The following is a 25,668-nucleotide window of genomic DNA, read 5'->3' as shown; positions in this document are numbered from 1 at the left end:
TGGCACAGCAGGCTGAGGCGTTCGCGTCTATGGGTGGCGGGCGTCGTGGCCGCCGCCGCCACCGCGGCGGTGACCGGCTACCTGACCACGGCCTTCGACAAGACGCTCTCCACGGTCACCGGAGCCGACGCCGCACCGCCCCTGACCTGGACCACGACGGTGAATCGTGACCCGTGCGAAAACGCGACCAGCCGGTACGTGCTTCCCATCCTGCCCCGACGCCCGGCTGAGGAGGGGGGCATCTCGGAGTCGCAGGAGCGCGACGCCCTGGACGGCGGCTACACCGACGCCGTCGTCACCGTCCAGGGCAAGAGCGGTGTCGCCGTCGTGCTCCACGCCCTGCGGGTCGAGGTGGTCCAGCGCGGCGCGCCCGCCGGGGTCGTGGTGCCCAAACACCGCCAGTGTGGCGGCATCACCCCCCGCAACTTCGTCGTGGACCTCGATGAGCGGGTGTCTCACTCGCGCCCGTTCGCCGGTGTGGACGACAACGGCGACGAACAGTCCGCCGTCCGGTTCCCCTTTCGCGTCTCGGACGGCGACCCCGAGGTCTTCCACGTCTACGGCGTCACCCGCACCTGCGACTGCCGCTGGCGGATCCTGCTCGACTGGAGCAGCCAGGACAAAAAGGGCACTGCGGTGATCGACGCCGGCGGCCGGCCCTTCCGCACCGTGGGCGTCAAAGTACTGCCCGGCTACGAGGTGGAACCGGCGAAAGGCTCGACGTACCGGTGGCGGCGGGACCCTTCCCCGTCCAATTCCCTGCCTCTGCAGGAATGAAGGACGAGGCCGCCGGCCGGGGCGCGGTGCGGTGGTGTACGGTCCGTGCCGCGGGGGGTGGCACACTCGTTCGGGTGACCGGCGCCGCTGTGGCGCCGGTGTCCGGCACCATCGTGATTCGAGGAACGAACGCATGCGCGTGTACCTGCCGTGCACCCTCCCTTCCCTGGCCCGGGTGGCCGGCGCCGGCGAGGTCGGGCCCGCTCCGCTGACCGGCTACGCGGTGACGCCCGCGCTGGTCGAGTGGTACGTCTCGGGTGACACCGAGGAACTGGAGTACGTCGCCCTGACGGACGCGGCCAGGGCGTCCCTGCGGATGCTCGCGGCCGACCGCGCGGACGGCGTGGAGGTCGCCGCGCGGCGGGTGGTCGTCGCGGCCGAGGTGCCCGACGACGTCGTCGCCTCCGGTCCCGACCTCGAGGAGCGATCCCGGGTGCGCGTCCCGGTCGTGGTGCGGATGAACCAGATCGCCGCGGTCCACGTCGACGACCCGCGGGCGGTGCCCGACGTCGAGGCGGCCATCGCCGCCGTGTTCGCCGCCGACGCGGGAGACGACGACGCGCGGTTCGTGGTGGACGGCGTGGAGGACCACGAGCTGATGTGGTTCGCGACCCAGGAGATCCCCGACCTGCTGACCTGACGTCTTCCCGGGGTCCGGGCAGGCCCGGTGAACTCGATGAAGGCCGGCTCCGGACTCCGGTGAACCCGTTCGGAGGTCGGCGCGCGTCGGGTGAATCCGTTCGGAGGCCGGCGGGCCAGGTGAGCCCGTTGAGGCCGGCGGCCCGGGAAACCCGATGGAGGCCGTCGGGGGCGCCTATTAGGCTGTGGTCACCATGGAGCACATCATCTGGGACTGGAACGGCACGCTGTTCCACGACATCGACGCGGTGGTCGGCGCCACGAACAAGGTGTTCGCGCCCTACGGGCTGGCGCCCATGGACGCCGAGGCGTTCCGCGCGGCCTACACCCGGCCCATCTGGGTGGCCTACGAGCGCATGCTCGGCCGGCCGCTGCACGAGGGCGAGTGGGAGCGGCTCGACCAGGCGTTCCACGACAACTACCACGAGCTGATGCACGCCTCCGAGCTGGCCGCCGACGCGATCGACTGCCTGAACACCTGGTCGGCGTCCGGGCGCACCCAGTCGCTGTTGTCGATGTGGGCGCATGACCGGCTGGTGCGCAAGGCCGCCGAGCTCGGCATCGACCGCTACTTCTCCCGCATCGACGGCCTGAGCGCCGGCGCGCCGGGCGGCGGCAAGGCCGAGCACATGGTGGCCCACATCGAGTCGCTGGAGGTCAAGCCGTCGCGCATCCTGGTGATCGGCGACAGCCTGGACGACGCGCACGCGGCCGAGCACGTGGGCGCCTCGGCCGTGCTCTACGCGGGCGGCATGACCAGCCGAGCCGACCTGGCCGCCTCCGGCTTCCCGGTGGTCGACTCCCTGTCGGCGGCTTTCGCCCACGCCCGCTGATCCGCCGTTCCGTCGCCGCCGCCGGTGGACGGAGAAGCGGACATATGCCGGGTGAGGGTGACGAGTTGGGCATCTCTCGCCGTGGTGGGTGCGCGGTCGTCGTACCCTGAGCGCACCTGGTTCGCGTGCGTTCGGAGGCCCCCCATTAACCGTCTCGTGCTCTGGAACATCGACCTCACCCTGGTCGACGTGACGATCGTCACCCGCGACGCGTACGCCGACGCCTTCCGGCAGGTCACGGGGCGCCCGCTGGTCAAGCTCGCGCCCGCGATGGGCCGTCCCGACTCTGAGATCATCTTCGAGACGCTCGCCATCAACGGCATCGTGACCGGCGACGATCACCTTCCCCGGTTCATCGACGCCCTGGCCCGGTCGTTCGCCGCGCGGCGCAAGCGGCTGAACAAGGACGGGCAGGTCATGCCCGGCGCCAAGGAGGCGCTCAAGGCGGTGGCCCGCCTCGACGGCGTCGTCCAGTCGGTGCTCACCGGCACCATCAAGAGCAACGCCGCGCTCAAGCTGAACGCCTTCGGCCTGGACAAGTACGTCGACGTCGAGGTCGGCGGCTACGGCGAGGAGGTCTACCCCAAGGCCACCCTGCTGCAGGTGGCCCAGGGCAGGGTCAAGGCGTTGTACGGCTTCCGGTGCGACGGCGCGAACACCGTGCTGATCGGCGACTCGGCCAGGGACGTCCAGGCGGCGCGCATCGCCGGGGCGTCCATGATCGCCGTCGCCTCCGGCCGTTCGACGGCGACCGAACTGCGCGAGGCCGGCGCCGACATCGTGCTCCCCGACCTGACCGACGCCCCCGCCCTGGTCGCCGCCGTCGCCCGCCTCACCACCCCCGCGGACCGCAAGGCAGGCTGACCCGCGGCACACGAGTGCCGGCCGCGGTCAGTTGTTCCCGGCGAAGGCGAGGCCCTGGTCGGCGAGCGCTTGGCGCAGGCAGATGAGGGCGTTCGGGCCTACCGCGCGGGCCGGATGGTCCCGCCTTCGTGGTCTTCGCGGGGCACCACGTCAAGCGCCGATTCCTTTGCCTTCACCCCGCCGATGAAGAAGCGCCAGGCCAGGGCGGTGACCAGCAAATTCGGTCCAGCGGGGTCCTTGGAATCACGAACGGCGACGATGCCGGGCATGTTGGTCGCGACCTCGACGCAGTCGTTGCCGTCTCCGCTGCTGCGCGCGCTCTTGCGCCACTCGGCCTGGGACAGATCCATCGTCGCCTCACGATTGGTCAGCATGATGGACAGGTGGTCGATCGACGCATCGACACTCAGCGCAGCCGCACACAAATGCTGAAACACGAGCGAATAGCGGTCAATATGGTGAGTCTCCTCAAGATAGAGCCCGTCCGTGGCCGTCCCAAGGTAGACCACGCTCCGGTCGTTCGGATCAGGGAAGTCCAGGATGACGAACTGGTCTTTCAGGCCCGCATGCGGTCCGGCCGACATTGGAAGCACCTGCACCTTCACGTGCGCCAGCGGGCTCGTGTCGATCAAGATCATTGATCTTCGGCGCACCTCAGGCTGGCAGGTGATCACCTACGGCTACCACCGAATACGGGACAGAGCCGTTGGTTTACAGTCCCTTCTGGCTTTTGGGCTTTTGCGTCCAGTGGGCAAGGTTTTTCCGGGTGGTCAGCGTGTCGGGGTGGTCGGCGCCCAGTACTCGTTCGCGTATGGGGAGCAGGGCGATGAGCTGGTCCCGGGCGGTGGACGCATCTCCCGCCGCTCCGGTCCAGTAGGCGAGGTTGTTCCGGATGGTCAGAGTCTGGGGGTGGTCGGTGCCCAGTACCTGCTCGATGTCGGGGAGCAGGGCGGCGTACCGGTCGCGGGCGGCGGCCGCGTCTCCCGCTTTTCCCGTCCAAAGGGCGAGGGTGTGCCGGGTGATCAGGGTGGCAGGGTGGTCGGTGCCCTGGACCCGCTCGATGTCGGGGAGCAGGGCGGTGAGCTGGTCGCGGGCGGCGGCCGCGTCTCCTGCCTGCCCCGTCCAGTAGGCGAGGTTGTTCCGGGTGGTCAGGGTGTGGGGATGGTCGGCACCCAACACCTGCTCTCGGACGTGGAGCAGGGCGGTGAGCTGGTCGCGGGCGGCGGCCGCGTCTCCCGCCTCCCCGGTCCATGCGGCGAGGTAGTACCGGGTGGTCAGGGTGTCGGGATGGTTAGCTCCCAGTACCCGCTCGACGTCGGGAAGCAGGGTGGCGAACTGAATGCGGGCGGCGACTGCGTCTCCTGCCGCCCCGGTCCAAGCGGCGAGGTTGCTCCGGGTGGTAAGGGTGTCGGGGTGGTCGGCGCCGGATTCGGCGGTGAGTGCCTGGTTAATCTCTTGGGTAAGGGCCATGGCGTCGCGGTAGTCCCCGCTGTGGCCGAGAAAACGGGCGACCTTGTGCAGCGCCGGAGAGGTGAGGGGGAGGACGGCGCGGGCGTGTGGCAGAAGCTGGGTGTAATGCGGCCATGTACCAGGCTGATGTGGGGTGTCGGGCAGGGCGGCCTTCAGTAGGGCGGCCGCTGCGTTATTCCAGGCGCTGCGGGCAGGTGGAGGGAGTTGGTCGAGGGTGACGGCTTGGACCAGGCGATGCACTGAGACTATGCCGCCGGTAGGCCGGCTAACCAGACCGTGGCGGCGCAGCGCGCTAATCGCGGTGTTGACATCCAGTTCACTGTGCGGCAGGGCGAACAGTTCGGCTAGACCGTCGCCGTCATCGAGCAGGTCGGCGGCGTCGTGGTGGTCGAGGGGGATGAGCAGGAGCCGGTAGGGGATGGCGTCTGGGGCGTAGCAGGCCAGCAACCGCAGCAGGGCGATCGCCTGCCGGGTGGTGACGGCCAGTTGCTCAAAGGCTAAGCGCCAGGTGGAGGCGATTTGCTGGTCATACCCCCACGGTTGGCCCTGCGCCAGCACCGCGGCCCGGCGGCGGCGTAGCAGGTCCAGATAGCTGGCAAGGGTGGTGCCGGTGGCGTCGATATAAGCGCCGGCCTGTTCCAAGGCCAGCGCTAGGCCACCTAACTCAGCCGCGACCGCGGCAGCAGCATCCTCGTCATCTTCGCTGGTGCGCTCCATCAGCAACGCGGCGGCGGGACCGTCCTCCAGCACGGGCAGTTCCATGCTGTGCCGGGCCGGCCAGTGCCCGGAGCGGCTGGTGATCAGGACATGCCCGTCACCAGCGGGCGGCAGAAACGTGTGCACCGCCTCAGCGTCGAGGGCGTTGTCGAAGATGAGCAGCCAGGGGTCAGAGCGGGCGGCCAGGGCGGCGTGCACCTGGTGCACCGGGGCGGCCGTCTCCCCAGGCTGACGCATGCCCAGCAGCGCCGCCAACTCGGTGAACGCCGCCGACAGCACCGTCGCGTCCTCAGCGGGCAACTGCCACACCAGATGGTAGGCGTGCTGGTGGCGGTGGGCGTACTCCACCGCCAAGCTCGTCTTGCCCACCCCGCCCAGTCCGTGGATCACCAGCAAACTCGGCCGCGTCGGGTCGGCGTTCAGCCGCTGGTGTACCTCATCGAGCGCCTGGTCCCGGCCGGCGAGTTGGGGTGGGCGGGGTACCAGCCGGACCGGGCGGGCCGGTACCGGCGGCCGCGGCGGCAAATGAACACCGCCCACCTGACCCACGACAGTACCGCCGGTGATCATGACGCCGTCGCCGGTCATCACCGGGGCATCGATCTGCCCGGTAACCGAACGCTGATCGGCGTGCACACTGCCTGGCCCGCTCACTCGTGCCGGTCCGGTCAACTGCCCGATCACCTGGCCATCGGACGAATGGCTGATCACGAGCGAACCCGTCCTGCCCGGCACCGCCACAGGCGGGGGGGTGGGGGCGCGCAGTTGTGCCCATAGTGCCGCCCCGGCCACCAGCAACCCAATGATCCCGGTGAACATGCTGATTATGCTGGCCCGCTGGTCCAGCACACCCAGAACCTTGTCCGGCAGGTGCATCGGGTCGGCGAAGAACCCCACCAGACCGGCTGCGACCAGCACAAGCGACACCCCTACCGCCACCCAGACCAGCACGTGCCCGCAGCCGGATACCCGCTCTGGCGAAGAAGACCTTTCCACCCTGTCAACAGTGGCCGACCCGCTACAAAAAGCGCAGACCTATCGCAAAGCCGTTACCGACCCCCGCACCCGAAGTCGATCGAGACGATAGACAGCGCAAACGGGACCACTAGCTCGTAACCGTTCAGAATGTTCGCTCTGACCGGTAAGTCTGAGCCTGTGACCTGCGGGAACATGGAAACGCTGTCCGCGCCCTCGTGAAGGTAGTCATTTCATCCCTCGATGTCCGATCATCCATGCGCATCCGCATGATCATGCATCCGTGAAACGCCATGATGATCGCTCACCTTCGGCCCCGCCCATGGTCGACGTAGCCACGTAGTGCGGGCTGTCGATGTGGAGATCCGACGGCAGTCCGCACCCGTTGGTCACGCCGAGTCTTGCGTGACCTGCCGAAGGCGTGGCGGAGAGGCAGGTTGCTGCCTGATGTAACTCCTCGATCCTGAGACGCCAGCGCGGGGGCCCACTGGTAGAGCAGCTGCTTGTCCCGGATGCCGAGGGTCGCCAGGAACGCTTCGAAGAAGTCGGTGCGGGGAAGTCGAGCGGGGTTGAGCTTGGAGCGCGGAAGCGGCCCGCCCGATCGCGTCTGCAATGCGCGTAGCCCAGGCGCGCCGTCCCACAACACAAGTTGCTTCACCGCCAACACGAACTCATCGGCGTTTTTCGCCCGGATCGGCGTAGGGGGGACCCGATGCGCTGTCGAGATACTGGCATCAGCAGGTCGGAGCCGGAGTGCAGAGCGCCGCCTCCCTCGCGTACGACGCTGACCTTCTGAGTGCGCCAGCGCTTGCTCCAGTCGTCGATTGGGCCTCCGGTCGATCCGGACCGACGACGGCCTCTACCGCATCACTTGAGAGTGCTGCCGGGGCGCTGATCGTTTCGGGAAACCCCATTCCCCTGAGCATCTCTGGTGACGGGAACTAGCTAGGGCATCCGCAAGTAGGCGCGCAGCACACATCGATGTAGGTCTGACACAGTTCCTGGGTCAGAAGCTTCAGCGGCAAGCCCAGCCTAGGCGTGGGGACTGGCTAGTCGTACCGCTGGGGAGTCGTGGCCGATCTGCCCGTGCTGGGACCAGCGCCGCGACCGGTCTGTGTCGGCACCCTGGTCAGCGCCGGGGGTTTTCGGGTGGGCGCGGCAATGGCACCCGGCGGCATGGGCAACGGGTGGGACCACCACCTTAACGCTCACGGTCCTCCGAGGAGCAGATCGCACGCTGGATCGAGTTCCGCCTTATCCGGCAGCAGGTTTTGGCCGCAAGTGTGCCGGGGCTCGTGGTCGTACTGGATGAAGCCGTGCTGCGCCGGACGGTGGGTGGCCGCGAGGTGATGCGTGCCCAGCTCGGCCGGCTGACCGAAACCGCCAAGCAGTCGCACGTAGAGATCAGGGTGCTCCCGCAGGCCAGCGGAGCCCATGCCAGTCCAGACGGGGCATTCAAGATCTACGAACTGCCCGAGCCGTATCCGGCGATCGCCTACGTCTCCAGTCCTGCGGGTGTGATCTACGTCGAGGCGGAAGAGGCGCAAAGGCTTATGCTCAAGTTCGATGCGATCTGTCGAGATTCGCTTGGCAGCGAAGAGTCGTTGGATCTCATTGTGGCGGTCGCCGAGGAACTCGGCTGACGTCCTGGATGGAGGCGCCAATGTCCACTCAAGAGATGCTTCCTGTCGCATGGCACATCAGCACTTTCAGCGCCGATGGTGGGGGAGGGGATTGTGTCGAGGCGGGCCCTGTTCTTGACGGCAGTGGGCGCGTCGCCGTCCGGCACAGCCATGATCCCGATGGCTCTGTGATCGTCTACACGCGTGCCGAGTGGAACGCCTTCGTAGCCGGAGTCCGCAGTGGTGAGTTCGACTTTCTCGGTGAGTGAACGGTCGAGCTATTGGCGGTCAGCCGGGGCCTGATCGCTTGGACGCAAGGTGAGGCCGCGGGTGGCGAGCGTCTGGCGTGAGGAGCCGAGTTCCGGGTGGCCTTGGAGGGACGACGGGGTGGGGGTCAGCACGGTGTAGGAGGTGAGGATGTCGTCTACCGCCTACCTTGTTGGCTATGAGTCACCGTCGGCCGCCGGGGCGACCGGGCGCCGGCACCACGGCCCATCCTGAGTGGGCCGTGGCCCTCCTCACCACGAAGGATCTCGATGCCTTACTCGACGGCGCACGTCGCGACGGCCCGGCCCGGGCGGTACATCAAGCAACTGGTGTCTCATATGGGGCACAAGACGACCACGGAGATCTCCGGTGACGGTCGTGGCGTGATCACGTTGAAACGCGGCCGTTGCGTGCTGACGCCGACCGGGGTCGCGATCGAGATGATCGCCACCGCCGGGGACGCCGAGTCGCTGGAGCAGGTGCAGGAGGTGGTGACCCGCCACCTGCTGCGCTTCGCCACCCAGGAGGAGCTGGCCGTGGAGTGGTCGGCGCCCATGGGGGCCGAGGAGATGGTCATCGTCGACCCGCTGATCGGCGACTACGTGACCACTCAGTGCACCCCGCCCGACGAGGTGCTCCAGGAGCTGACCGCGAAGACGCGCGAGACGACCGGCGGCTCGTGGACCATGCAGGTCTCGCACGACGAGGGCGCGTTCCTCACGATGCTCGCCCGCATGGTCGGAGCGCGGCAGGCGGTCGAGGTCGGCGTGTTCACCGGGTACTCCTCCATCTGCATCGCCCGGGGCTTGGCCGAGGGCGGGCGGCTGCTGGCCTGTGACGTCAGCGAGGAGTGGACCTCGGTCGCCCGCTCGTACTGGGAGCGCGCCGGCGTCGCCGACCGCATCGACCTGAAGATCGCCCCCGCGGCCGAGACGCTCCGCGCGCTGCCCGAAGAGCGGTCCATCGACTTCGCGTTCATCGACGCCGACAAGGTGAGCTACCCGGTGTACTACGAGGAGATCGTGCGGCGGCTGCGCCCCGGCGGGCTGGTGGTCCTGGACAACGTGTTCCTCGGCGGGCGGGTCGTCGACCCGGCGTACGAGGAGGAGCACCACGTGGCGGTGCGGGCCCTGAACGACGCCATCGTGGCCGACGACCGGGTGGAGTCGGTGATGCTTTCGGTGCGGGACGGCGTGACGATCGCCCGCAGACTCTAGTGCGCTGTCCGCGGACGTGCGCCGGCTCGGGCGCCGTAGCAGGCGCCGGTATCGCCGTACCACGACCCGCCGACCCGGCGCCGATCACTACGGCGCGTGGAGGGCGGAGAGCCGCACCCGGTGAACGTAGGTGGTCACCGCACCAGGGCGGCGTGTCGATCGCGGGCGGGCTCCAGGGCGGTGTGTCGATCGCGGGCTCAGAGACGGCGTGATGATCGCGCCCGTGTTCTGGGACGGCGCGACGAGTCGGCGGGCGGTAGAGCGGACCAGGCCGGGGGCCGTGGGTGTGTGGGCGGCCTGGATGGCGCGGGGGACGGGGCCGGGGCAGGATGGGGCCATGGTTGAGGAAGGTGCGCTGCTCTGGGAGCCGTCCCCCGAGGTGGTCCGCGATGCGAAGATCACCCGGTTCGCCGCATGGCTGGGACGTTCCGAGCATTCTTACGACGCTCTGTGGCGATGGTCGGTCGACTTCCCGGAGGAGTTCTGGCCTGCGGTCTGGGACTATTTCGCGGTCGTGGGGGAGCGTGGTGACGGGCCCGTCGTAAGTGGAACGATGCCGGGCGCCGAATGGTTCGCGGGAGCAACCGTGAACTACGCGGCGAACGCGCTGCGCGGCGACCCCGGGCGGGTGGCGGTCATCGCCCGTGACGAGGCCGGCGGCCGGCGCACCCTGACCTACGGTGAGCTGGCCGAGGAGGTCGCGCGGGTCAGGGCCGGGCTGGTGCGCCACGGTGTCACCCGCGGCGACCGGGTGGCGGCCTACCTGCCCAACACCCCCGAGGCGCTGATCGCCTTCCTCGCCACCGCCAGCCTCGGCGCCATCTGGTCGTCCTGCTCGCCCGACTTCGGCGCCTCCAGCGTCGTCGACCGCTTCACGCAGATCACCCCGAAGGTGCTGATCGCGGTGGACGGCTACCGGTACAACGGCCGCGCGTTCGACCGTTCGGACGTCGTCGCCGACATCGCCGCCCGGCTGCCCGGCCTGGCCGCCACCGTGGTCGTCGGCGCGGAGTCGTGGGAGGAACTGCGGTCGGAGGCGGGGCCGCTGGAGTTCGAGCCGGTGCCCTTCGCCCACCCGCTGTGGGTCGTCTACTCCTCCGGCACCACCGGCCTGCCCAAGCCGATCGTCCACGGGCACGGCGGCATCGTGCTGGAGCACCTGAAGGCGCTGAGCTTCCACCAGGACCTCGGCGAGCAGGACGTGTTCTTCTGGTACACCACCACCGGCTGGATGATGTGGAACTTCCTGGTCGGCGGCCTGCTGGTCGGCGCGACTGTCGTGCTGTACGACGGCAGCGCCACCCACCCCGGCGCCGACGCGCTCTGGCGGCTCGCGGCGGAGGAGGGGGTGACCTACTTCGGCACGGGCGCGCCGTACATCATCGCCTCCATGCGGGCGGAGCTGCGCCCTGACGGCCTGGAGCGGCTGCGCGGGGTCGGCTCGACCGGCTCGCCGCTGCCGCCCGAGGGCTTCGCGTGGCTGTCGGACGTGCTGCCGCGGGTGCAGCTCGGGTCCTTCTCCGGCGGCACGGACGTGTGCACCGGCTTCGTGGGCGCGGTGCCGCTGCTGCCCGTCCGGGCCGGGGTGATCTCCTGCCGGTGCCTGGGGGCCCTGGTGGAGTCCTACGATCCCGACGGCAAGCCGCTGATCGGGGAGGTCGGCGAGCTGGTGGTCACCAGGCCCATGCCCTCCATGCCGGTCATGTTCTGGAACGACCCGGACGGCGCCCGGTACGAGGAGAGCTACTTCGCCGAGTACCCGGGGGTCTGGCGGCACGGCGACTGGATCAAGATCCTGCCGGACGGCGGGTGCGTGATCTACGGCCGGTCCGACTCGACGCTGAACCGCGGCGGGGTGCGCATGGGAACCAGCGAGTTCTACCGCGTCGTCGAGCGGTTCCCCGCCATCGAGGACAGCCTGGTCATCGACACCGGTCAGCTCGGACAGGAGGGCCGGCTGCTGCTGTACGTGACGATGGCCGAGGGCGAGGAGCTCTCGCCGGCGCTGGTCGCGGAGCTGAAGGACGCACTGAGGACCGAGCTGTCGCCGCGCCACGTGCCGAACGAGGTCATCGAGGTGCCCGGCATCCCGCGCACGCTGAGCGGCAAGAAGCTGGAGGTCCCGGTGCGCAAGATCCTGCTGGGCACGCCGGTGGACAAGGCCGCCAACACCGGCGCCATGGCCAACCCGGAGGTCCTGAAGCACTTCGTCCCGTAGGCCGCGGCCGGGGGAGCGGGACGGGCCCGCCCTGGGATGGCGGCCGGGGATTGACCCGCCTGAGGACGGCGGCCAGGAGGAATGGAAGGGGCCGCTGAGAAGGACGGTGGCCGGCAGGAGTGAGAGGGGCCGCTGGGGGGACGGCGGCCGGCAGGAGAAGGGCCGCCGGGGGGACGGCGGCCGGAGAGGTGGGATCTCGGGGCCGCCCGGCGGACGGCGGCCCCGACGGGGGCGGGGCGGCTTACTGCGTCGTGTCGCCGGACTGGTCGTCGGCCTTCGCACCGCAGGCGTAGCCCTTGGGCAGTTCCGGGGCCATGATGATCTCGCCGAGGTTGGTGCCCTCTGCGGCCCGCCGGAGGGTGATCTGCTTCTCGCAGTCGTAGAAGGCGTAGACGCCGTCGGACTCTCCGAGGAGCAGCATCGAGCGGCCCTCGTAGAGCGGCTTGTCGTCGCCGTCCTTGAGCACGGCCCACTGGTCCTGGAAGCCCACGAAATCCAGCAGGGAGTTGCCTGCCATACCCGGCAGGGGCTGGGCCTTGCCGTACTGATACACGTCCGCGGCCGCGAGGACCATCTGCCAGATGAGCAGCCAGCCCAGGCCGATGCCGGTGAGGGCGCCGACGATCAGTCGCATACCGGAGCGGCCTACCGGCTTGCGACGCATGAGACGGAACGGCACCAGGAACGTCAGCACGCCGAGGCCCACCGCGATGGGCACCATGGTCGCGGCCGTGACCTCGCCCAGGACGCTGAATACGCCCCAGTAGGTGGCGCCGCTCCACAGTGCCGCGATCGTCGCGGCCACCCAGGGGTGCTCCCGAAAGAATCGCACCAGCCGCGACAGGCCACCGAAGGTCACCTTGTCGAGCACCCAGTACAACGCGACCAGCAGCCCGAGCGCGGGCAGGGCGCAGAGCAGTATCAGGATCAAGGTGCCGGAGAGCCGGCCGAACAGGACGGACTGGTCGATGCCCGCCTGCTGTGGGGTGATGCCGAAGAGGTTGTATATCGCCTCGACACCGAGGTAGAGCACCGCGTAGAGCCCGACGCCGATCGGCAGGACCACCGAGGCGATCCGTTCGAGCAGCGCCAGGGCGCTTGGCTTCTCGTCGTCCGCCTCGGCGGCCGGGACGGCGACGCTGGTATTTGTCCCGTTAGAGGTATGTTCTACCGGGATCTGCTGATTGATCACGGCGTATGAGCGTAGCGGCGCTACTGAGCGGTAATAGACTTTTAAACATTTCGGTCAACGCGGGAACACGTCCGGTTCAGATGGCGAACACCTGGGCGTCGTCGGCGAAGGCCTTGAACTCCAGGGCGTTGCCGGCGGGATCGAGCAGGAACATCGTCCACTGCTCTCCCGGCTGCCCCGCGAAGCGCAGGTACGGCTCGATCACGAAGCGGGTGCCCGCCTCGCGCATGCGCTCAGCCAGCCGGTGGAACTCCGGGATGTCCAGGATCAACCCGAAGTGCGGCACGGGCACGTCGTGACCGTCCACCGGGTTGTGCGCCGCCGCCGGCGGACGCGCGGCCAGGTGCGTGACGAACTGGTGCCCGTGCAGGTTCCAGTCGATCCAGCGGTCGGAGCTGCGGCCCTGCTCGCACCCGAGCACCTCGCCGTAGAAGGCCCGGGCGGCCGCGAGGTCGTCGACGGGGACGGCCAGGTGGAAGCGGGGGATGGAAGGAACGGGCGAAGCCATGCGGGTCTCTCCTGAAGTCCGGCGTGCTCCGCCGGACGGCCCCGGCGGATCGGGCAGGACCATCTTCCGTCAGATCCCGCACTCGGCACGCGCGGGGGAGGTGCCGACGGATCCAGCCGCGTCCCCCATCTCCCGCGGTCACCGGACATCTCTGATCGATGCGGCCAGGAAAACGTGCGGTGACCGCATGCCCTCATCGGGTGCGGTCCTCCACCCGGCGGGTGCTGGATGTAAATCGGCGCCGGGTCGGCGGGTCGTGGTACGGCGATGTCGGCGCCGTCGTACGGCGCCTGACCCGGCGGTCCGTCGTGGACGGCGCGCTAGGGGGCCGTGATCAGCTCCGCGCGGTGCGCCGCGAAGTGGTCGGCGATCGAGGTGGCGGGCCGGCCCGTGAGTCGTTCGACGGCGTGGGTGGTGACGTCGTACCAGCCGTCGCGCTTGGCTACCCCCGACGCGCTCCAGGCGTGGGCGAAGTGCTCGGGGACGCCCTGCTCGACGAGCCGCCGGGGCTGTTCGTCGTCGCCGACCTCCTGATGGCGCACAGGGCGGCCGGTGGCCTGCGTCAGCGCGGCGGCGATGTCGGCGTCGGTCACCGCCTCCGGTCCGGTGACATCGAGGAACTCTCCCTGGCCGCCGCCCTCGGCGAGGACGGCGGCGGCCACGGCCGCGCTGTCGTCGCGGGTCAGGTGGCCGGTCCGTCCGCTTCCGGCGTTGCTGGGAAGCACCCCGGTGGCCACGGCCCGGGAGGCGATTCCGACCAGGGTCAGCATCTCGGTCCAGATGTTGAAGCGCAGCACCGTGAACGGCAACCCGGACCCGGCCAGCATCCGCTCGGTGGCCCCGTAGTCCGGGACCAGGGGGTTCGGATGGCCGGGGTCACCCGCACGGGTGAGGGAGGTGAAGATGACGTGGCCGACTCCCGCCTTCGCGGCGGCGTCGATGGCGCGGGCGTGCTTCGGCAGCCGGTCGGCGGTGGCGATGCTGATGATCAGCAGCCGTTCCGCGCCGTCCAGCGCTCGGGTCAGCGCGTCCGGCTCGTCGAAGTCGGCGTGACGGGTCTGGACGCCGAGATCGGCGACCGTGTCCGGGGTCCGCGACAGGGCCAGGACGCGAGAGGCGTCCGTGCGCGTAAGGAGGTGCTGGACGGTCCTGCGGCCCAGGTTCCCCGACGCCCCGCTCACCACGATCATGATGGTTCCTTTCCGTTCCTTTTGCGTAGCCTGATGCTCGTGGATGACGCGTCGCCCTCGGTAGAAGGCACATTGATGTCCCCCCCACCCGGTCCGGAAGCGCCGGTCGCGGAGGAAGCACTCCCTGAGGCGCCGGCTTCGGAGGCGCCGATCGCGCAGGCGCCGGCCCCGGAAGTGCTGGTCGCGGAAGGAGCGATGGCCGGCCTCACGGCGCCGGTCACGGTCGACGACCATCACGGCTGTCCGGCGACGGCGGTGCTGCGCCGCGTCGGCGACAAGTGGAGCCCGGTGCTGCTGTCGCTGCTGGCGCGGGGCGGTCGCGGGTTCAACGAGCTCGACCGGTCGGTCGAGGGGCTCAGCCGCCGCATGCTGATCCGCACGCTGCGATCGCTGGAACGCGACGGCCTGGTGAGCCGTACCGTGCACGCGGGCGTGCCGCCGCGCAGCGAGTACGCCCTGACCGACCTCGGCCGTTCGCTGCGGGAGCACCTGGACGCTCTCGGACGCTGGGCGGTCACCCACGAGGCCGAACTCGCCGCCGCGCGCAGGCGCTACGCCGAGCATCTCTAGCCCGGCACACGGAGCGGGCCGGCCGCCGTTGTCGGCGCCGGTTCCGCCGTACCGCGACTCGCCGACGCGGCGCCGGTCATGTGCAGCGTGTGTCGGGTGGGGTGTGTGGCGTCCTGGTCTCGTGGTCTCGCCCGGGGAGGGGGGTCAGATGGCTTGGGGGAAGCGGAACAGGCGGGCGGGGTCGTAGGTGGCCTTGGTCTTGGCGAGGCGGGCGGCGTTGGGGCCGTAGTAGGCCTGGCGCCAGCCGCTCAGCGCCGGGTCGATGTAGTTGACGTAGGCGTGGTCGCCGAAGTGGGGGGTCATCGCGTCGTGCGCGCCGCGCAGCCAGGTCGCCGCGCCCGCCATGTGCGCGTAGTACTGGACGCTGAACAGAGCCGCGCGGTGCGGGAAGGCCGTTGCGCCGGGTCCGACGCGCCCGACGGCCCCGCCGAGGGCGTCCAGGAGCACGGCGTGCCGGCCGGGGCGGGAGATCCGGTCGACCAGGGTGGCGATGCCGGAGGCCGACAGCGGGCGGTAGGCCATGTGGGACTTGGCGCTGAAGGCGTCGCGCGGGAAGCGGCCGTCGGCCGTCCGCCCGGGCAGGTCGCCCTGCCGGTGGCACTGGGACACGGTGCGCGAGGAGCAGCCGGCCTCGATCATCATGGCGTGCTGGTAGGACGTGCGGGTGATGAAGCGGCTGGACGGCTGGGACCCGACCTTGGCGATCAGCGGGTCGAGCAGCCGCTCGCACTGGTCGCGCGGACCCACGTAGACCCCGCCGATCTGCACGTCCAGGCCGGGGTCCTGGGACAGGTGGAGGTTGCTCCACAGCGCGTCGGGGACCGACGGCGCCCACGACTGCCAGGCCGCGACCGCCTTGCGCGCCCGCGACCAGGGCCAGTGCAGGAAGAACAGCGTGAGGTCCTGCGTACGGTGGGTGCGGAAGGTGAACGACACCGCGACGCCGAAGTTGCCCCCACCGCCGCCGCGTGAAGCCCAGTAGAGCTCGGGGTCGTGGCGGGAGTCGCAGGTGCGCACCCGCCCGTCGGCCGTGACGATCTGCAGCGACTCCAGAGCGTCGCAGGTGAGGCCGTACTTTCTCGACAGGACGCCGATGCCGCCGCCGAGCGTCAGGCCGGCGATGCCCACGGTGGGGCACGAGCCCCCCGGGATGCCGACGCCGTGCGCCGCCAGCCGGTCGTAGATGTCGACGAGCTGAGCGCCCGCGCCCACGACCGCGCGCCCTCCGGAGGCCCGTACGGAGCTCATGCGCGAGACGTCGATCACCAGGCCGGTGCCGGTGGACCAGCCCGCGTAGCTGTGGCCGCCCGAACGCGAGGTCACCGGCACCCCGAACCGCCGGGCGAAGGCCAGGCACTCGGCCACGTCGGAGGGGTTGGCGCAGTAGGCGACGCCGCCCGGCCGGATGCCGTCGAAGGAGGGGTTGTAGAGGCGGCGCGCCGCGTCGTAGGAGGCGTCGCCGGGACGGATCATCCGGCCCGCCAGGCCCCTGCCCAGGGAGGACCAGTCGGAGGGGGAGGGCCCGCCGCGCGCGCCGGTGCGCGCCAGGGTGCCGCCGGCGGACGCGGCGGACGGCGCCGAGCCCGCCGAGCCCGCCGCGGAAGCCGCGGAAGTCGCGCCCAAGGCGCTCGCGGTGCCCGCCGTGCCCGTCGTGGCCGTCGTGGCCCTCGCGAGGGTGCCGGTCGGGGCGCAGGCGGTGGCCGCGGCCGCCGCGGTGACGGCGGAGGCCCGCAGGAAGGTCCGCCGGTCGAGCGCGGGTTGCATGATCACTCATCTCTGGGAACGGTCATCGACGACGAAAGGTATCGCTCGTCCTAAGAGACGTCCCCAGAAGGCCCATGGTTTATCACGGATCGGTCACGGTGCACGTGGCGGCCGTGGAAGACTCGCACTGCCAGGGGAATTGCGCACGATACCGGACAAGTTGACGTTTCAGGTGTGATGGGCTGATATCGGGTACGGCGGAGGGGACTAGGTCAACGGCGATCGAGCACCCCGTCCCGCCGCGGAGGTGTCGCGCGACCGGGAGCGTGGCATGCCCCTGTCATGGCCCCGCCCCGGCAAGATCACTGCGTACAAGGCGAACGCTCACAAAGGAGTGAGAAGCGACATGCCGCTCGACGAGGCAAAGGACCGGTTGCTCCGGTCCGCTGCTGAACTGTGTGCCGACACCACGGAGGCCGACCACCTCGACGGTGACGGCTTCCTGGCCTTCCTCCGGCTCTACTACCGGCATGTCGCGCCCGAGGACGTGATCGACCGCGACCCCGCCCAGATCGGCGCCGCCGCCCTGGCCCAGCGGCGCTTCGCCGCCGACCGCCCCCAGGGGCGGGCGCTGGTACGGGCCTACGCGCCCCCGCCGCCGGAGGACGGCCACGGCCATGGGGCGGTCGTCGAGGTCGTCACCGACGACATGCCCTACCTGGTCGACTCGGTCACCATGGAGCTGGAGCGCCACGGCATCGGCGTCCAGCTCGTCGTGCACCCGCAGATCAAGGTGCGCCGCGACATGACCGGGCGCATGCTCGGCGACGACCAGACCGACCTCACCGGGCAGTTCCTCGTCGAGTCGTGGATGCACATCGAGACCGACCGCCTGCCCGCCCCCGAGGCGCTCGCGGAGATCGAGGGCGACCTGCAGCGGGTGCTGCAGGACGTCCGCGCCGCCGTCGAGGACTCGCCCAAGATGCGGGCCCTGGCCGAGGGCATCGCCGCCGAGCTGGAGGCCGTGCCGCCGGGCCTCCCGTCGGGCGACGTCGCCGACAGCGTCGAGCTGCTCCGCTGGCTCGCCGACGGCCACTTCACCTTCCTCGGCTACCGCGAGTACCGCCTGGAGGAGGCGCCGGACGGAGACGGGCTGCGCGCCCTTCCCGGCACCGGCCTCGGCATCCTGCGGGCCGACAAGGCCGGGTCGGCGAGCTTCGCCGCCATGTCCCCCGAGCTGCGCGCGAAGGCGCGCGAGAGACAGCAGTTCGTGGTGACCAAGGCCAACAGCCGGGCCACCGTGCACCGCCCCGCCTACCTGGACTACATCGGCGTCAAGGTCTTCTCCCCCGAGGGCGACGTCGTCGGCGAGCGCCGCTTCCTCGGCCTGTTCTCGCACGTCGCCTACAGCGAGTCGATCTCGCACATCCCGGTGCTGCGCCGCCGGGTTTCCGAGGTGCTGGACAAGGCGGGCCTCAGCCCCGACAGCCACGACGGCAAGGACCTCATCGAGATCCTCGAGAGCTATCCGCGCGCCGAGCTGTTCCAGGTGCCCGCCGACGAGCTGGCGCCGATGGCGCTGGAGGTGCTGCGGCTGCGCGAGCGCAAGCGGGTCAAGCTGTTCCTGCGCCGCGACGACTACAACCGCTACATCTCCTGCCTGATCTACCTGCCCCGCGACCGGTACAACACCGATGTGCGCGTCCGCATGCAGGACATCCTGCTGGAGGCGCTCGACGGCGCGACCCTCGACTACAGCACGATGCTCGGCGAGTCGCCGCTGGCCCGCCTGCACATCGTCGTGCGCGGCGAGCGCGGCAAGGCCCTCGGGCCGCGGGAGTTCGACCTGCCCGCGCTGGAGGCCCGCATCGCCGCCACCACCCGCACCTGGGAGGACGACCTCGCCGACGCGATCGCGGGGCTTCCCGAGGACCGGGTCGCCAAGCTGCCCGGCGGGCCGACGAGCGCGGCGCTGTCCGGCAGGTACGCCGAGGCGTTCCCCGAGGGCTACAAGGCCGACTTCTCCCCCCACGCGGCCGTCGAGGACCTGTGCCGCCTGGAGCGGCTCGCCGCCACCCCCGGCGAGGTCGCCATGGACCTCTACCGGCCGCAGGACCGCGCCCAGTGCGAGTGGCGGTTCAAGCTCTTCCGCATCGGCGCCCCGGTCTCGCTGTCGGACGTGCTGCCGCTGCTGTCGCGCATGGGCGTCGAGGTCGTGGACGAGCGGCCGTACCAGATCGGCAGGCCCGGCGGGCCGGCCGCCTGGATCTACGACTTCGGCCTGCGCTGCCCCTCCTCGGCGGAGGCCGGGGACGAGCGGTTCAAGCGGCTGTTCGAGGACGTCGCCGGGGCGCTGTGGCGCGCCGAGATCGAGAGCGACGGCTTCAACGGCCTGGTCATCGCCGCCGGCCTCACCTGGGAGCAGGCGCTGTACCTGCGCGTGTACGCCAAGTACCTGCGTCAGGCCGGCACCGCCTTCAGCCAGCGCTACATCGAGAAGGTGCTGCTCGGCAACATCCGGCTGGCCAAGCTGCTGGTGCGGCTGTTCGAGGCCCGGCTCGACCCGCGCCGCGCGGACGACCTGCGCGACGACATGGCCGACGCGCTCCGCGAAGAGATCCTGGCCGCCCTGGACGAGGTGGCCTCGCTGGACGAGGACCGCATCCTGCGGGCCTACCTGGAGATGATCTCGGCGACGCTGCGCACCAACGCCTTCCAGCGGGCGGAGGGCAGGCGCAAGCCGTACATTTCGCTCAAGTTCGACTCCTCGGCGATCAGCGTGCTGCCGCTGCCCCGCCCGAAGTACGAGATCTTCGTGTACTCGCCGCGCGTCGAGGGCGTCCACCTGCGCTTCGGCAAGGTCGCCCGCGGCGGCCTGCGCTGGTCCGACCGCATGGAGGACTTCCGCACCGAGGTGCTCGGCCTGGTCAAGGCCCAGATGGTGAAGAACACCGTCATCGTGCCCACCGGCTCCAAGGGCGGCTTCGTCGTCAAGCGGCCGCCGGTCGGCGGCGGGCGGGACGAGGTGATGGCCGAGGGCGTGGCCTGCTACCGGCAGTTCATCTCCGGACTGCTCGACATCACCGACAACCTCGTCGACAACCAGGTGGTCCCCCCGCACGGCGTCGTCCGGCACGACGGCGACGACACCTACCTGGTCGTCGCGGCCGACAAGGGCACCGCCACCTTCTCCGACATCGCCAACAGCGTCGCCAAGGAGTACGGCTTCTGGCTCGGCGACGCCTTCGCCTCCGGCGGCTCGGTCGGGTACGACCACAAGGCCATGGGCATCACCGCGCGCGGCGCCTGGGAGTCGGTCGCCTACCACTTCCGCTCCATGGGCGTCGACGTCCAGAGCACCGACTTCACGGTGGTGGGCGTCGGCGACATGTCCGGCGACGTGTTCGGCAACGGCATGCTGCTGTCCCGGCACATCAAACTGGTCGCGGCCTTCGACCACCGGCACATCTTCGTCGACCCTTCGCCCGACTCGGCCCGGGGCTTCGAGGAGCGGTCCCGCCTGTTCGCGCTGCCGCGCAGCTCCTGGGCCGACTACGACTCCGGCGCCATCTCGGCCGGCGGCGGCGTGTGGCCGCGCACGGCCAAGTCGGTGCCGGTGTCGCCGCAGATGCGCGCCGCCCTCGGCATCCGCGAGGGCGTGTCGGCGATGACGCCGAGCGACCTGATCAGCGCCATCCTGCGGGCCCCGGTCGACCTGCTGTGGAACGGCGGCATCGGCACCTACGTCAAGTCCTCCGCCGAGAGCCACGCCGACGCCGGCGACAAGGCCAACGACGCCCTGCGCGTCAACGCCGCCGACCTGCGCTGCAAGGTGATCGGCGAGGGCGGCAACCTCGGGCTCACCCAGCTCGCCCGCATCGAGTTCGCGCTCAACGGCGGGTACGTCAACACCGACTTCATCGACAACTCGGCCGGTGTGGACACCTCCGACCACGAGGTGAACATCAAGATCCTCCTGGACCGGCTGGTGCGGGACGGCGAGCTGAGCGAGAACGACCGCGACCAGCTCTTCCTGGACATGACCGACGAGGTCTCCGGGCTGGTCCTGCGCGACAACAAGGCGCAGAACATCGTCCTGGCCGCCGCGCGCGCGCAGGCGCAGGAGATGCTGCACATCCACGCCCGCTACCTGCGCAGGCTGGAACGCGACGGCCTGATCAACCGTGAGCTGGAGGCGCTCCCGTCCGACAAGACGCTCGCCGAGCGGCGCCAGGCCCACCTCGGGCTCACCGCGCCGGAGTTCTCGGTGCTGCTCGCCTACACCAAGCTCGTGGCCGACCACGAGCTGCTCGCCTCCGACCTGCCCGACGACCCGTACCTGACGTCGTGGCTGGTGTCGTACTTCCCCTCGGCGCTGCGCGAGCGGTTCCGCGCCGCCATGGACACCCACCCGCTGCGCCGCGAGATCATCACCACCTGCGTGGTCAACGACCTGGTGAACGCCAGCGGCACGACGTTCATGTTCCGCTTCGGCGAGGAGACCGGCGCCTCCACCCCCGACATCGCCCGGGCTTACCTGGTGTCGCGCGAGGTGTTCGAGCTGCCGGGCTTCTGGCGGGCCGTGGAGGCGCTGGACAACAAGGTCGACACCGCCACCCAGCTCGCCATGCTCCTGGAGGGCCGCAAGCTCGCCGAGCGCGGCGCGCGGTGGCTGCTCGGCAACCGCAGGCCGCCGCTCGACCTGGCGGGAGCGGTGAGGTTCTTCGTGGAGGGCGCCGAGGGGCTGCTGCCCCACCTGCCCAAACTGCTGACCGGCCCCGACCTCGCGGCCTTCGAGGAGCGCCGCGACGGGTACCTGTCGCGGGGCGTCCCGGCCGACCTGGCCGAGCGCGCGGCGGTGATGGTGCCGGCGTACTCGACGTTCGACCTGGTGGAGATCTCCGCGCGCACCGGCCGCCCCGTGAACGACGTCGCGGAGGTCTACTTCGACCTGGCCGACCGGCTCCAGCTCGCCCGGCTGCGCGAGCGGGTCATCGCCCTGCCCCGCGACAACCGGTGGAACTCCATGGCCAGGGCCGCGTTGCGCGACGACCTGTACGCCGCGCACGCGACGCTGACCAGGGACGTGCTGGTGCACAGCGAGCCGGGGCCGTCCCCGGAGGAGCGCCTGGCACGCTGGTCGGAGGTCAACTCGGCCGCCGTCGCGCGGGCGCGCCAGACGCTGTCGGAGATCTGGGAGAGCGACCACTTCGACCTGGCCACCCTCTCGGTGGCGCTGAGAGCCGTGCGCACCCTGGTGGCCACCAGCAACCTGCCGCACGCCGAGCGCTGAGCTCGCCGCCCGGCGGCGCGACCGCCGCCGGGCGCCCTTCAACCTTGCGGACCCCCGCCGGGCGCCCTTCGGCCCTCCGAACCCCCGTCGAGCCGTCCGTCGAGCCGTCCGTCGAGCCGTCCGGGCACCTGCCGGGCGGCCTGCGGCGTCAGCGGCTGGTGACGCTCGTGGCGGCCCCGTCGAAGCCGATGATCCGCGCCCGCTCAGTGGAGCCCCTGCGGGCCACCTGGCTGACGTACTGCTGGGTCTCCACCATGCGCACCATGGACGGCACGACGACGCTGCCCACCGACCAGCGGACGTCCTTGGGCACCGGAACCAGGCCCGCGGCGGAGGCCGTCTTGGCCTGCCGGAGCGTGGTGCGGGTCAGCGAGTACAGGATGGCCGCCCCGCCGTCGGTCGTGCGCAGCGCGTAGATCGGATAGGCGGTCGCGGCGAACAGCGAGTCGTACAGGAACCCGCGCAGCTTGTACTCGGGCTGGGTCTTCTCGACCTCGTCGAAGTAGCCGGTGGTCTGCGGCCCGGGCCCGATCAGGCTCGCCGCGTACCCCTTGGGCCCCTCCTCGGCGATGGTCGCGTGCAGCGGCGCCATCAGGTGCGGGCTGATCGCGATCGAGTCGTCGCGGGTGGCCAGCGGGGTCGCGTAGCCGTCCTCGTCCAGCGCGACGGCGGGCGGCTCGGCGCCGGGGTAGAGCAGCGAGGCGAAGCTGAGCCGCCAGTCGGCGGCCTCGTACTGCTTCATGAAGGCCAGCACGGCCGTGCGGCCCTGCCCCTTGGCGTCTCTGCGTTCGACGATCGCCGCGAACCAGTAGGGATAACGGCCCGGCCGCAGGCGCGGCACCAGCAGCGCCGGCCCGCCCCAGGTGTAGCGGGCGGAGCGCAGCCCGGTGGACTCGAACGCCGCCACGGTGATCGGCGCCTGGGCGTCCCGGCTCTGGTCGACGGCGTAGAACTCGGCGCCGGCGGCGCGGGCGGCGTCGTCGGCGGCGAGGATCTCGCGCGTCACCCTGCCGGCCTCCTGCAGCGTGACCGCCGGAGCCTCCGCGGCGGTGGACGTGGGGGAGGCCGTCCCGGCCGGGGCGCTCGGGGAGGCGGAGGCGGGCACCGCGCCGCGACTGGTCTGGGCGGGAGGCGTGGAGCAGGCGGCCAACGTGACCATGGCCGCGGCCAGTAGGGACGGCGCGAGGGCGGCACGCATGGTCCTGGTCACGCTCGCCTCCCGATGAGTCCCCGCAGAACGCCCATGCTAGCCACGCGCGAGGTGGCTCCGGCTTCGCGTACCCTTGGCAGATGTGGCAGCCATCGATCCCGCAGAAGAGATCAGCGAGCTTACCGGCACACTGAAGGGCATTCAGGATGTGCTGGATCTCGACGTCATGCGCAAGCAGATCGCCGAGTTGGAGGAGCAGGCTGCCGCGCCCGACCTGTGGAACGACCCTGAGCAGGCGCAGAAGGTCACCAGCAAGCTCTCCCACATGCAGGGCGAGCTCAACCGCGTCGAGACCCTGATCCGGCGGCTGGACGACATCTCCGTCCTGTACGAGCTGGCCGAGGCCGAGGACGACGCCGACACCCGCGAGGAGGCCGACCGCGAGCTGGGCTCCCTGCGCACCGACGTCAACGCCCTCGAGGTGCGCACGCTCCTGGCGGGTCCCTACGACGCCCGCGAGGCGCTCGTCACGATCAACTCCCAGGCCGGCGGCGTGGACGCGGCCGACTGGGCCCAGATGCTCCTGCGCATGTACATCCGGTGGGCCGAGCGCAAGGGCTACTCCACCGAGATCTACGACACCTCCTACGCCGAAGAGGCCGGCATCAAGTCGGCGACCTTCGTCGTCAAGGCGCCCTACGCCTACGGCACGCTGAGGGGCGAGCACGGCACCCACCGGCTGGTCCGCATCAGCCCCTTCGACAACCAGGGGCGCCGCCAGACCTCCTTCGCGGGCGTCGACATCGTGCCGGTCGTCGAGCAGACCGACCACATCGACATCAACGAGGACGACCTGCGCATCGACGTCTACCGCTCCTCCGGCCCCGGCGGCCAGGGCGTCAACACCACCGACTCGGCGGTGCGCATCACCCACCTGCCCACCGGCATCGTGGTCTCCTGCCAGAACGAGCGCTCACAGCTGCAGAACCGCGCCTCGGCGATGACGGTGCTGCAGGCCAAGCTGCTCGAGCGCAAGCGGCAGGAGGAGGCCGCGAAGATGTCGGAGCTGCGCGGCGAGTCCACCACCTCGTGGGGCACGCAGATCCGCAACTACGTGCTGCACCCGTACCAGATCGTGAAGGACCTGCGCACGTCGGTCGAGGCGGGCAACCCCACCGCGGTGCTCGACGGCGACCTCGACGAGTTCATCGAGGGCGAGATCCGCTGGATGCGCCGCCAGGAGTCGGGCGCCGCGAGCGGCTGACCGCCGCGCCGGCCCCTGGGCCGCCCCAGACCTTCCCGCACCACCCCTGTGGCGCCGCTCAGGCGCCGTAGAGGTGGTTCAGCGCGAGCGTGCACGCCAGCACGATGAGCAGCACGATCGCGATGAGCATGGGCGAAAGACCGCCCAGCCCATGGTGGTGAACCCTTGCCCTGCTGGCCCGGCAGGCCGGGCACCGCCCCTCGACCACCGGGCCGGCGCAGTTGGCGCAGATGAGATGTTCGCAGCTCACGGGATATCTCCCTCTCCACGGTGATCGCTTTACCACCCTGTTAGCGAGTGTGGAATCGTTTTGTTTCCGTTATGGACGTTCCATGCCAGTGTTACCCCTAGACTGAGCCTCGGCCAACCGGAACGTCGATCGTCGGTAAAGAACGGCGCCCCCCGGCCGGCGAGCAATGCGATGTGGCCGACGCGGCCACCTCCGCGACCGTCCTAACCCCTAGACTGGCATGCCGTGATGCGCCTGTGATCCATTTCGATAATGTCACCAAGGTCTACGTTAACCAGAACCGCCCCGCCCTCGACCACGTCAGCGTGGACGTCGACAAGGGGGAGTTCGTGTTCCTGGTCGGTCCTTCGGGGTCGGGGAAGTCGACCTTTCTCCGGCTGGTCCTGAAGGAAGAGCGCCCGAACTCGGGCGCCATCCACGTCGCCGGAAAGGATCTGGCGCGCCTGTCGAACTTCAAGGTGCCGCACCTGCGCCGCCGCATCGGCTGTGTGTTCCAGGACTTCCGGCTGCTGCCCAACAAGAACGTCTACGAGAACGTGGCGTTCGCGCTGGAGGTCATCGGCAAGCCCCGGCGGTTCATCCGCAAGGTCGTGCCCGAGGTCGTCGAGCTCGTCGGCCTGGAGGGCAAGGCTCACCGCATGCCCGACGAGCTGTCCGGCGGTGAGCAGCAGCGGGTCGCGATGGCCCGCGCGTTCGTCAACCGGCCGATGATCCTGCTCGCGGACGAGCCCACGGGCAACATCGACCCCGCCACCAGCATCGGGATCATGAAGGTGCTCGACCGGATCAACCGGACCGGCACCACCGTCGTCATGGCCACCCATGACGCCGCCATCGTCGACTCCATGCGCAAACGCGTGGTCGAGCTGGAGGACGGCAAGATCGTCCGTGATCAGTCGCGCGGCGTCTACGGCCAGGCGTACTGATCACCAAGCGAGATAGCGACAG

General features: G+C 70.3%; 19 protein-coding genes and 1 pseudogene. 12 read left to right on the top strand and 8 right to left on the bottom strand.

Features of this window, described 5'->3' with window-relative positions; translation table 11 throughout:
• Window positions 1-33: 33 nt before the first annotated feature.
• The 4 genes from ABZT47_RS06485 to ABZT47_RS06470 all read left to right on the top strand — a co-directional run bounded on the left by ABZT47_RS06485 (window position 34) and on the right by ABZT47_RS06470 (window position 3,113).
• Window positions 34-777, top strand: coding sequence for a hypothetical protein (locus ABZT47_RS06485; RefSeq protein ID WP_354836895.1), 744 nt, complete (start codon window positions 34-36; stop codon window positions 775-777).
• 133 nt (window positions 778-910) lie between these two features.
• The gene (locus tag ABZT47_RS06480) at window positions 911-1,417 is read left to right on the top strand and encodes a hypothetical protein (protein ID WP_354836893.1); all 507 of its coding nucleotides are present in this window, start codon (window positions 911-913) and stop codon (window positions 1,415-1,417) included.
• 193 nt (window positions 1,418-1,610) lie between these two features.
• Window positions 1,611-2,249, top strand: coding sequence for an HAD family hydrolase (locus ABZT47_RS06475; protein WP_354836891.1), 639 nt, complete (start codon window positions 1,611-1,613; stop codon window positions 2,247-2,249).
• Window positions 2,250-2,405: 156 nt separating this feature from the next.
• A complete protein-coding gene (locus ABZT47_RS06470) occupies window positions 2,406-3,113 on the top strand; it encodes a haloacid dehalogenase-like hydrolase (RefSeq protein ID WP_354836889.1) in 708 nt (235 codons plus the stop codon).
• A 98-nt stretch (window positions 3,114-3,211) separates the two neighbouring features.
• On the opposite strand, the gene ABZT47_RS06465 is transcribed toward ABZT47_RS06470, so the two are convergent.
• Window positions 3,212-3,751 (bottom strand): Scr1 family TA system antitoxin-like transcriptional regulator, encoded by a 540-nt coding sequence (locus ABZT47_RS06465; protein WP_354836887.1) that lies wholly within the window; start codon window positions 3,749-3,751, stop codon window positions 3,212-3,214.
• A gap of 73 nt (window positions 3,752-3,824) precedes the next feature.
• Window positions 3,825-6,218 (bottom strand): tetratricopeptide repeat protein, encoded by a 2,394-nt coding sequence (locus ABZT47_RS06460; RefSeq protein ID WP_354836885.1) that lies wholly within the window; start codon window positions 6,216-6,218, stop codon window positions 3,825-3,827.
• A 1,280-nt stretch (window positions 6,219-7,498) separates the two neighbouring features.
• On the opposite strand from ABZT47_RS06460, the pseudogene ABZT47_RS06455 reads away from it, so the two are divergent.
• The 4 genes and pseudogenes from ABZT47_RS06455 to ABZT47_RS06440 all read left to right on the top strand — a co-directional run.
• Window positions 7,499-7,918 (top strand): annotated as a pseudogene (locus ABZT47_RS06455) (DUF5753 domain-containing protein); the annotation flags it as partial.
• Between the two features lie 20 nt (window positions 7,919-7,938).
• On the top strand, window positions 7,939-8,166 hold the full coding sequence (locus ABZT47_RS06450) for a DUF397 domain-containing protein (RefSeq protein WP_354836883.1): 228 nt from the start codon (window positions 7,939-7,941) through the stop codon (window positions 8,164-8,166).
• 267 nt (window positions 8,167-8,433) lie between these two features.
• On the top strand, window positions 8,434-9,381 hold the full coding sequence (locus tag ABZT47_RS06445) for a DUF2218 domain-containing protein (RefSeq protein WP_354836881.1): 948 nt from the start codon (window positions 8,434-8,436) through the stop codon (window positions 9,379-9,381).
• A 337-nt stretch (window positions 9,382-9,718) separates the two neighbouring features.
• On the top strand, window positions 9,719-11,599 hold the full coding sequence (locus ABZT47_RS06440) for an acetoacetate--CoA ligase (protein WP_354836879.1): 1,881 nt from the start codon (window positions 9,719-9,721) through the stop codon (window positions 11,597-11,599).
• A 241-nt stretch (window positions 11,600-11,840) separates the two neighbouring features.
• Here ABZT47_RS06440 and ABZT47_RS06435 read toward each other — a convergent pair whose 3' ends face one another.
• The 3 genes from ABZT47_RS06435 to ABZT47_RS06425 all read right to left on the bottom strand — a co-directional run bounded on the left by ABZT47_RS06435 (window position 11,841) and on the right by ABZT47_RS06425 (window position 14,489).
• On the bottom strand, window positions 11,841-12,791 hold the full coding sequence (locus ABZT47_RS06435) for a hypothetical protein (RefSeq protein ID WP_354836877.1): 951 nt from the start codon (window positions 12,789-12,791) through the stop codon (window positions 11,841-11,843).
• A gap of 76 nt (window positions 12,792-12,867) precedes the next feature.
• Complete coding sequence (locus ABZT47_RS06430; protein ID WP_354836875.1) at window positions 12,868-13,299, bottom strand: VOC family protein; 432 nt, start codon at window positions 13,297-13,299, stop codon at window positions 12,868-12,870.
• A 320-nt stretch (window positions 13,300-13,619) separates the two neighbouring features.
• Window positions 13,620-14,489 (bottom strand): NAD(P)H-binding protein, encoded by an 870-nt coding sequence (locus tag ABZT47_RS06425; RefSeq protein ID WP_354836873.1) that lies wholly within the window; start codon window positions 14,487-14,489, stop codon window positions 13,620-13,622.
• 195 nt (window positions 14,490-14,684) lie between these two features.
• On the opposite strand from ABZT47_RS06425, the gene ABZT47_RS06420 reads away from it, so the two are divergent.
• A complete protein-coding gene (locus tag ABZT47_RS06420) occupies window positions 14,685-15,059 on the top strand; it encodes a helix-turn-helix domain-containing protein (RefSeq protein WP_354836871.1) in 375 nt (124 codons plus the stop codon).
• Window positions 15,060-15,203: 144 nt separating this feature from the next.
• Here ABZT47_RS06420 and ABZT47_RS06415 read toward each other — a convergent pair whose 3' ends face one another.
• Window positions 15,204-16,823, bottom strand: coding sequence for an FAD-binding oxidoreductase (locus ABZT47_RS06415; RefSeq protein ID WP_354836869.1), 1,620 nt, complete (start codon window positions 16,821-16,823; stop codon window positions 15,204-15,206).
• Window positions 16,824-17,169: 346 nt separating this feature from the next.
• On the opposite strand from ABZT47_RS06415, the gene ABZT47_RS06410 reads away from it, so the two are divergent.
• Window positions 17,170-22,056 carry an NAD-glutamate dehydrogenase gene (locus ABZT47_RS06410; protein WP_354836867.1) on the top strand — a complete coding sequence of 1,629 codons (4,887 nt, stop codon included), beginning with the start codon at window positions 17,170-17,172 and terminating at the stop codon, window positions 22,054-22,056.
• 148 nt (window positions 22,057-22,204) lie between these two features.
• Here ABZT47_RS06410 and ABZT47_RS06405 read toward each other — a convergent pair whose 3' ends face one another.
• A complete protein-coding gene (locus tag ABZT47_RS06405; RefSeq protein WP_354836865.1) occupies window positions 22,205-23,266 on the bottom strand; it encodes a hypothetical protein in 1,062 nt (353 codons plus the stop codon).
• Between the two features lie 82 nt (window positions 23,267-23,348).
• Between ABZT47_RS06405 and prfB the strand changes: the two genes are divergently transcribed.
• Complete coding sequence (prfB, locus tag ABZT47_RS06400) at window positions 23,349-24,470, top strand: peptide chain release factor 2 (RefSeq protein WP_354836863.1); 1,122 nt, start codon at window positions 23,349-23,351, stop codon at window positions 24,468-24,470.
• 58 nt (window positions 24,471-24,528) lie between these two features.
• On the opposite strand, the gene ABZT47_RS06395 is transcribed toward prfB, so the two are convergent.
• A complete protein-coding gene (locus ABZT47_RS06395) occupies window positions 24,529-24,720 on the bottom strand; it encodes a hypothetical protein (protein ID WP_354836861.1) in 192 nt (63 codons plus the stop codon).
• 236 nt (window positions 24,721-24,956) lie between these two features.
• On the opposite strand from ABZT47_RS06395, the gene ftsE reads away from it, so the two are divergent.
• Complete coding sequence (ftsE, locus tag ABZT47_RS06390) at window positions 24,957-25,646, top strand: cell division ATP-binding protein FtsE (protein ID WP_114029179.1); 690 nt, start codon at window positions 24,957-24,959, stop codon at window positions 25,644-25,646.
• Window positions 25,647-25,668 lie beyond the last annotated feature (22 nt).

Source organism: Sphaerisporangium sp. NPDC005289, assembly GCF_040607455.1.
GTDB classification, from domain to species: domain Bacteria; phylum Actinomycetota; class Actinomycetes; order Streptosporangiales; family Streptosporangiaceae; genus Sphaerisporangium; species Sphaerisporangium rhizosphaerae.
This window is presented reverse-complemented; position numbering and strand designations above follow the sequence as displayed.

Bases quoted from the DNA above. Each gene is read 5' to 3' on its own strand.
- ABZT47_RS06480 (WP_354836893.1), top strand. From the start codon at position 911: ATGCGCGTGTACCTGCCGTGCACCCTCCCTTCCCTGGCCCGGGTGGCC.
- ABZT47_RS06475 (WP_354836891.1), top strand. From the start codon at position 1,611: ATGGAGCACATCATCTGGGACTGGAACGGCACGCTGTTCCACGACATC.
- ABZT47_RS06465 (WP_354836887.1), bottom strand. From the start codon at position 3,751: ATGATCTTGATCGACACGAGCCCGCTGGCGCACGTGAAGGTGCAGGTG.
- ABZT47_RS06450 (WP_354836883.1), top strand. From the start codon at position 7,939: ATGTCCACTCAAGAGATGCTTCCTGTCGCATGGCACATCAGCACTTTC.
- ABZT47_RS06445 (WP_354836881.1), top strand. From the start codon at position 8,434: ATGCCTTACTCGACGGCGCACGTCGCGACGGCCCGGCCCGGGCGGTAC.
- ABZT47_RS06440 (WP_354836879.1), top strand. From the start codon at position 9,719: ATGGTTGAGGAAGGTGCGCTGCTCTGGGAGCCGTCCCCCGAGGTGGTC.
- ABZT47_RS06430 (WP_354836875.1), bottom strand. From the start codon at position 13,299: ATGGCTTCGCCCGTTCCTTCCATCCCCCGCTTCCACCTGGCCGTCCCC.
- ABZT47_RS06425 (WP_354836873.1), bottom strand. From the start codon at position 14,489: ATGATCGTGGTGAGCGGGGCGTCGGGGAACCTGGGCCGCAGGACCGTC.
- ABZT47_RS06420 (WP_354836871.1), top strand. From the start codon at position 14,685: ATGGCCGGCCTCACGGCGCCGGTCACGGTCGACGACCATCACGGCTGT.
- ABZT47_RS06415 (WP_354836869.1), bottom strand. From the start codon at position 16,823: ATGCAACCCGCGCTCGACCGGCGGACCTTCCTGCGGGCCTCCGCCGTC.
- ABZT47_RS06410 (WP_354836867.1), top strand. From the start codon at position 17,170: ATGCCGCTCGACGAGGCAAAGGACCGGTTGCTCCGGTCCGCTGCTGAA.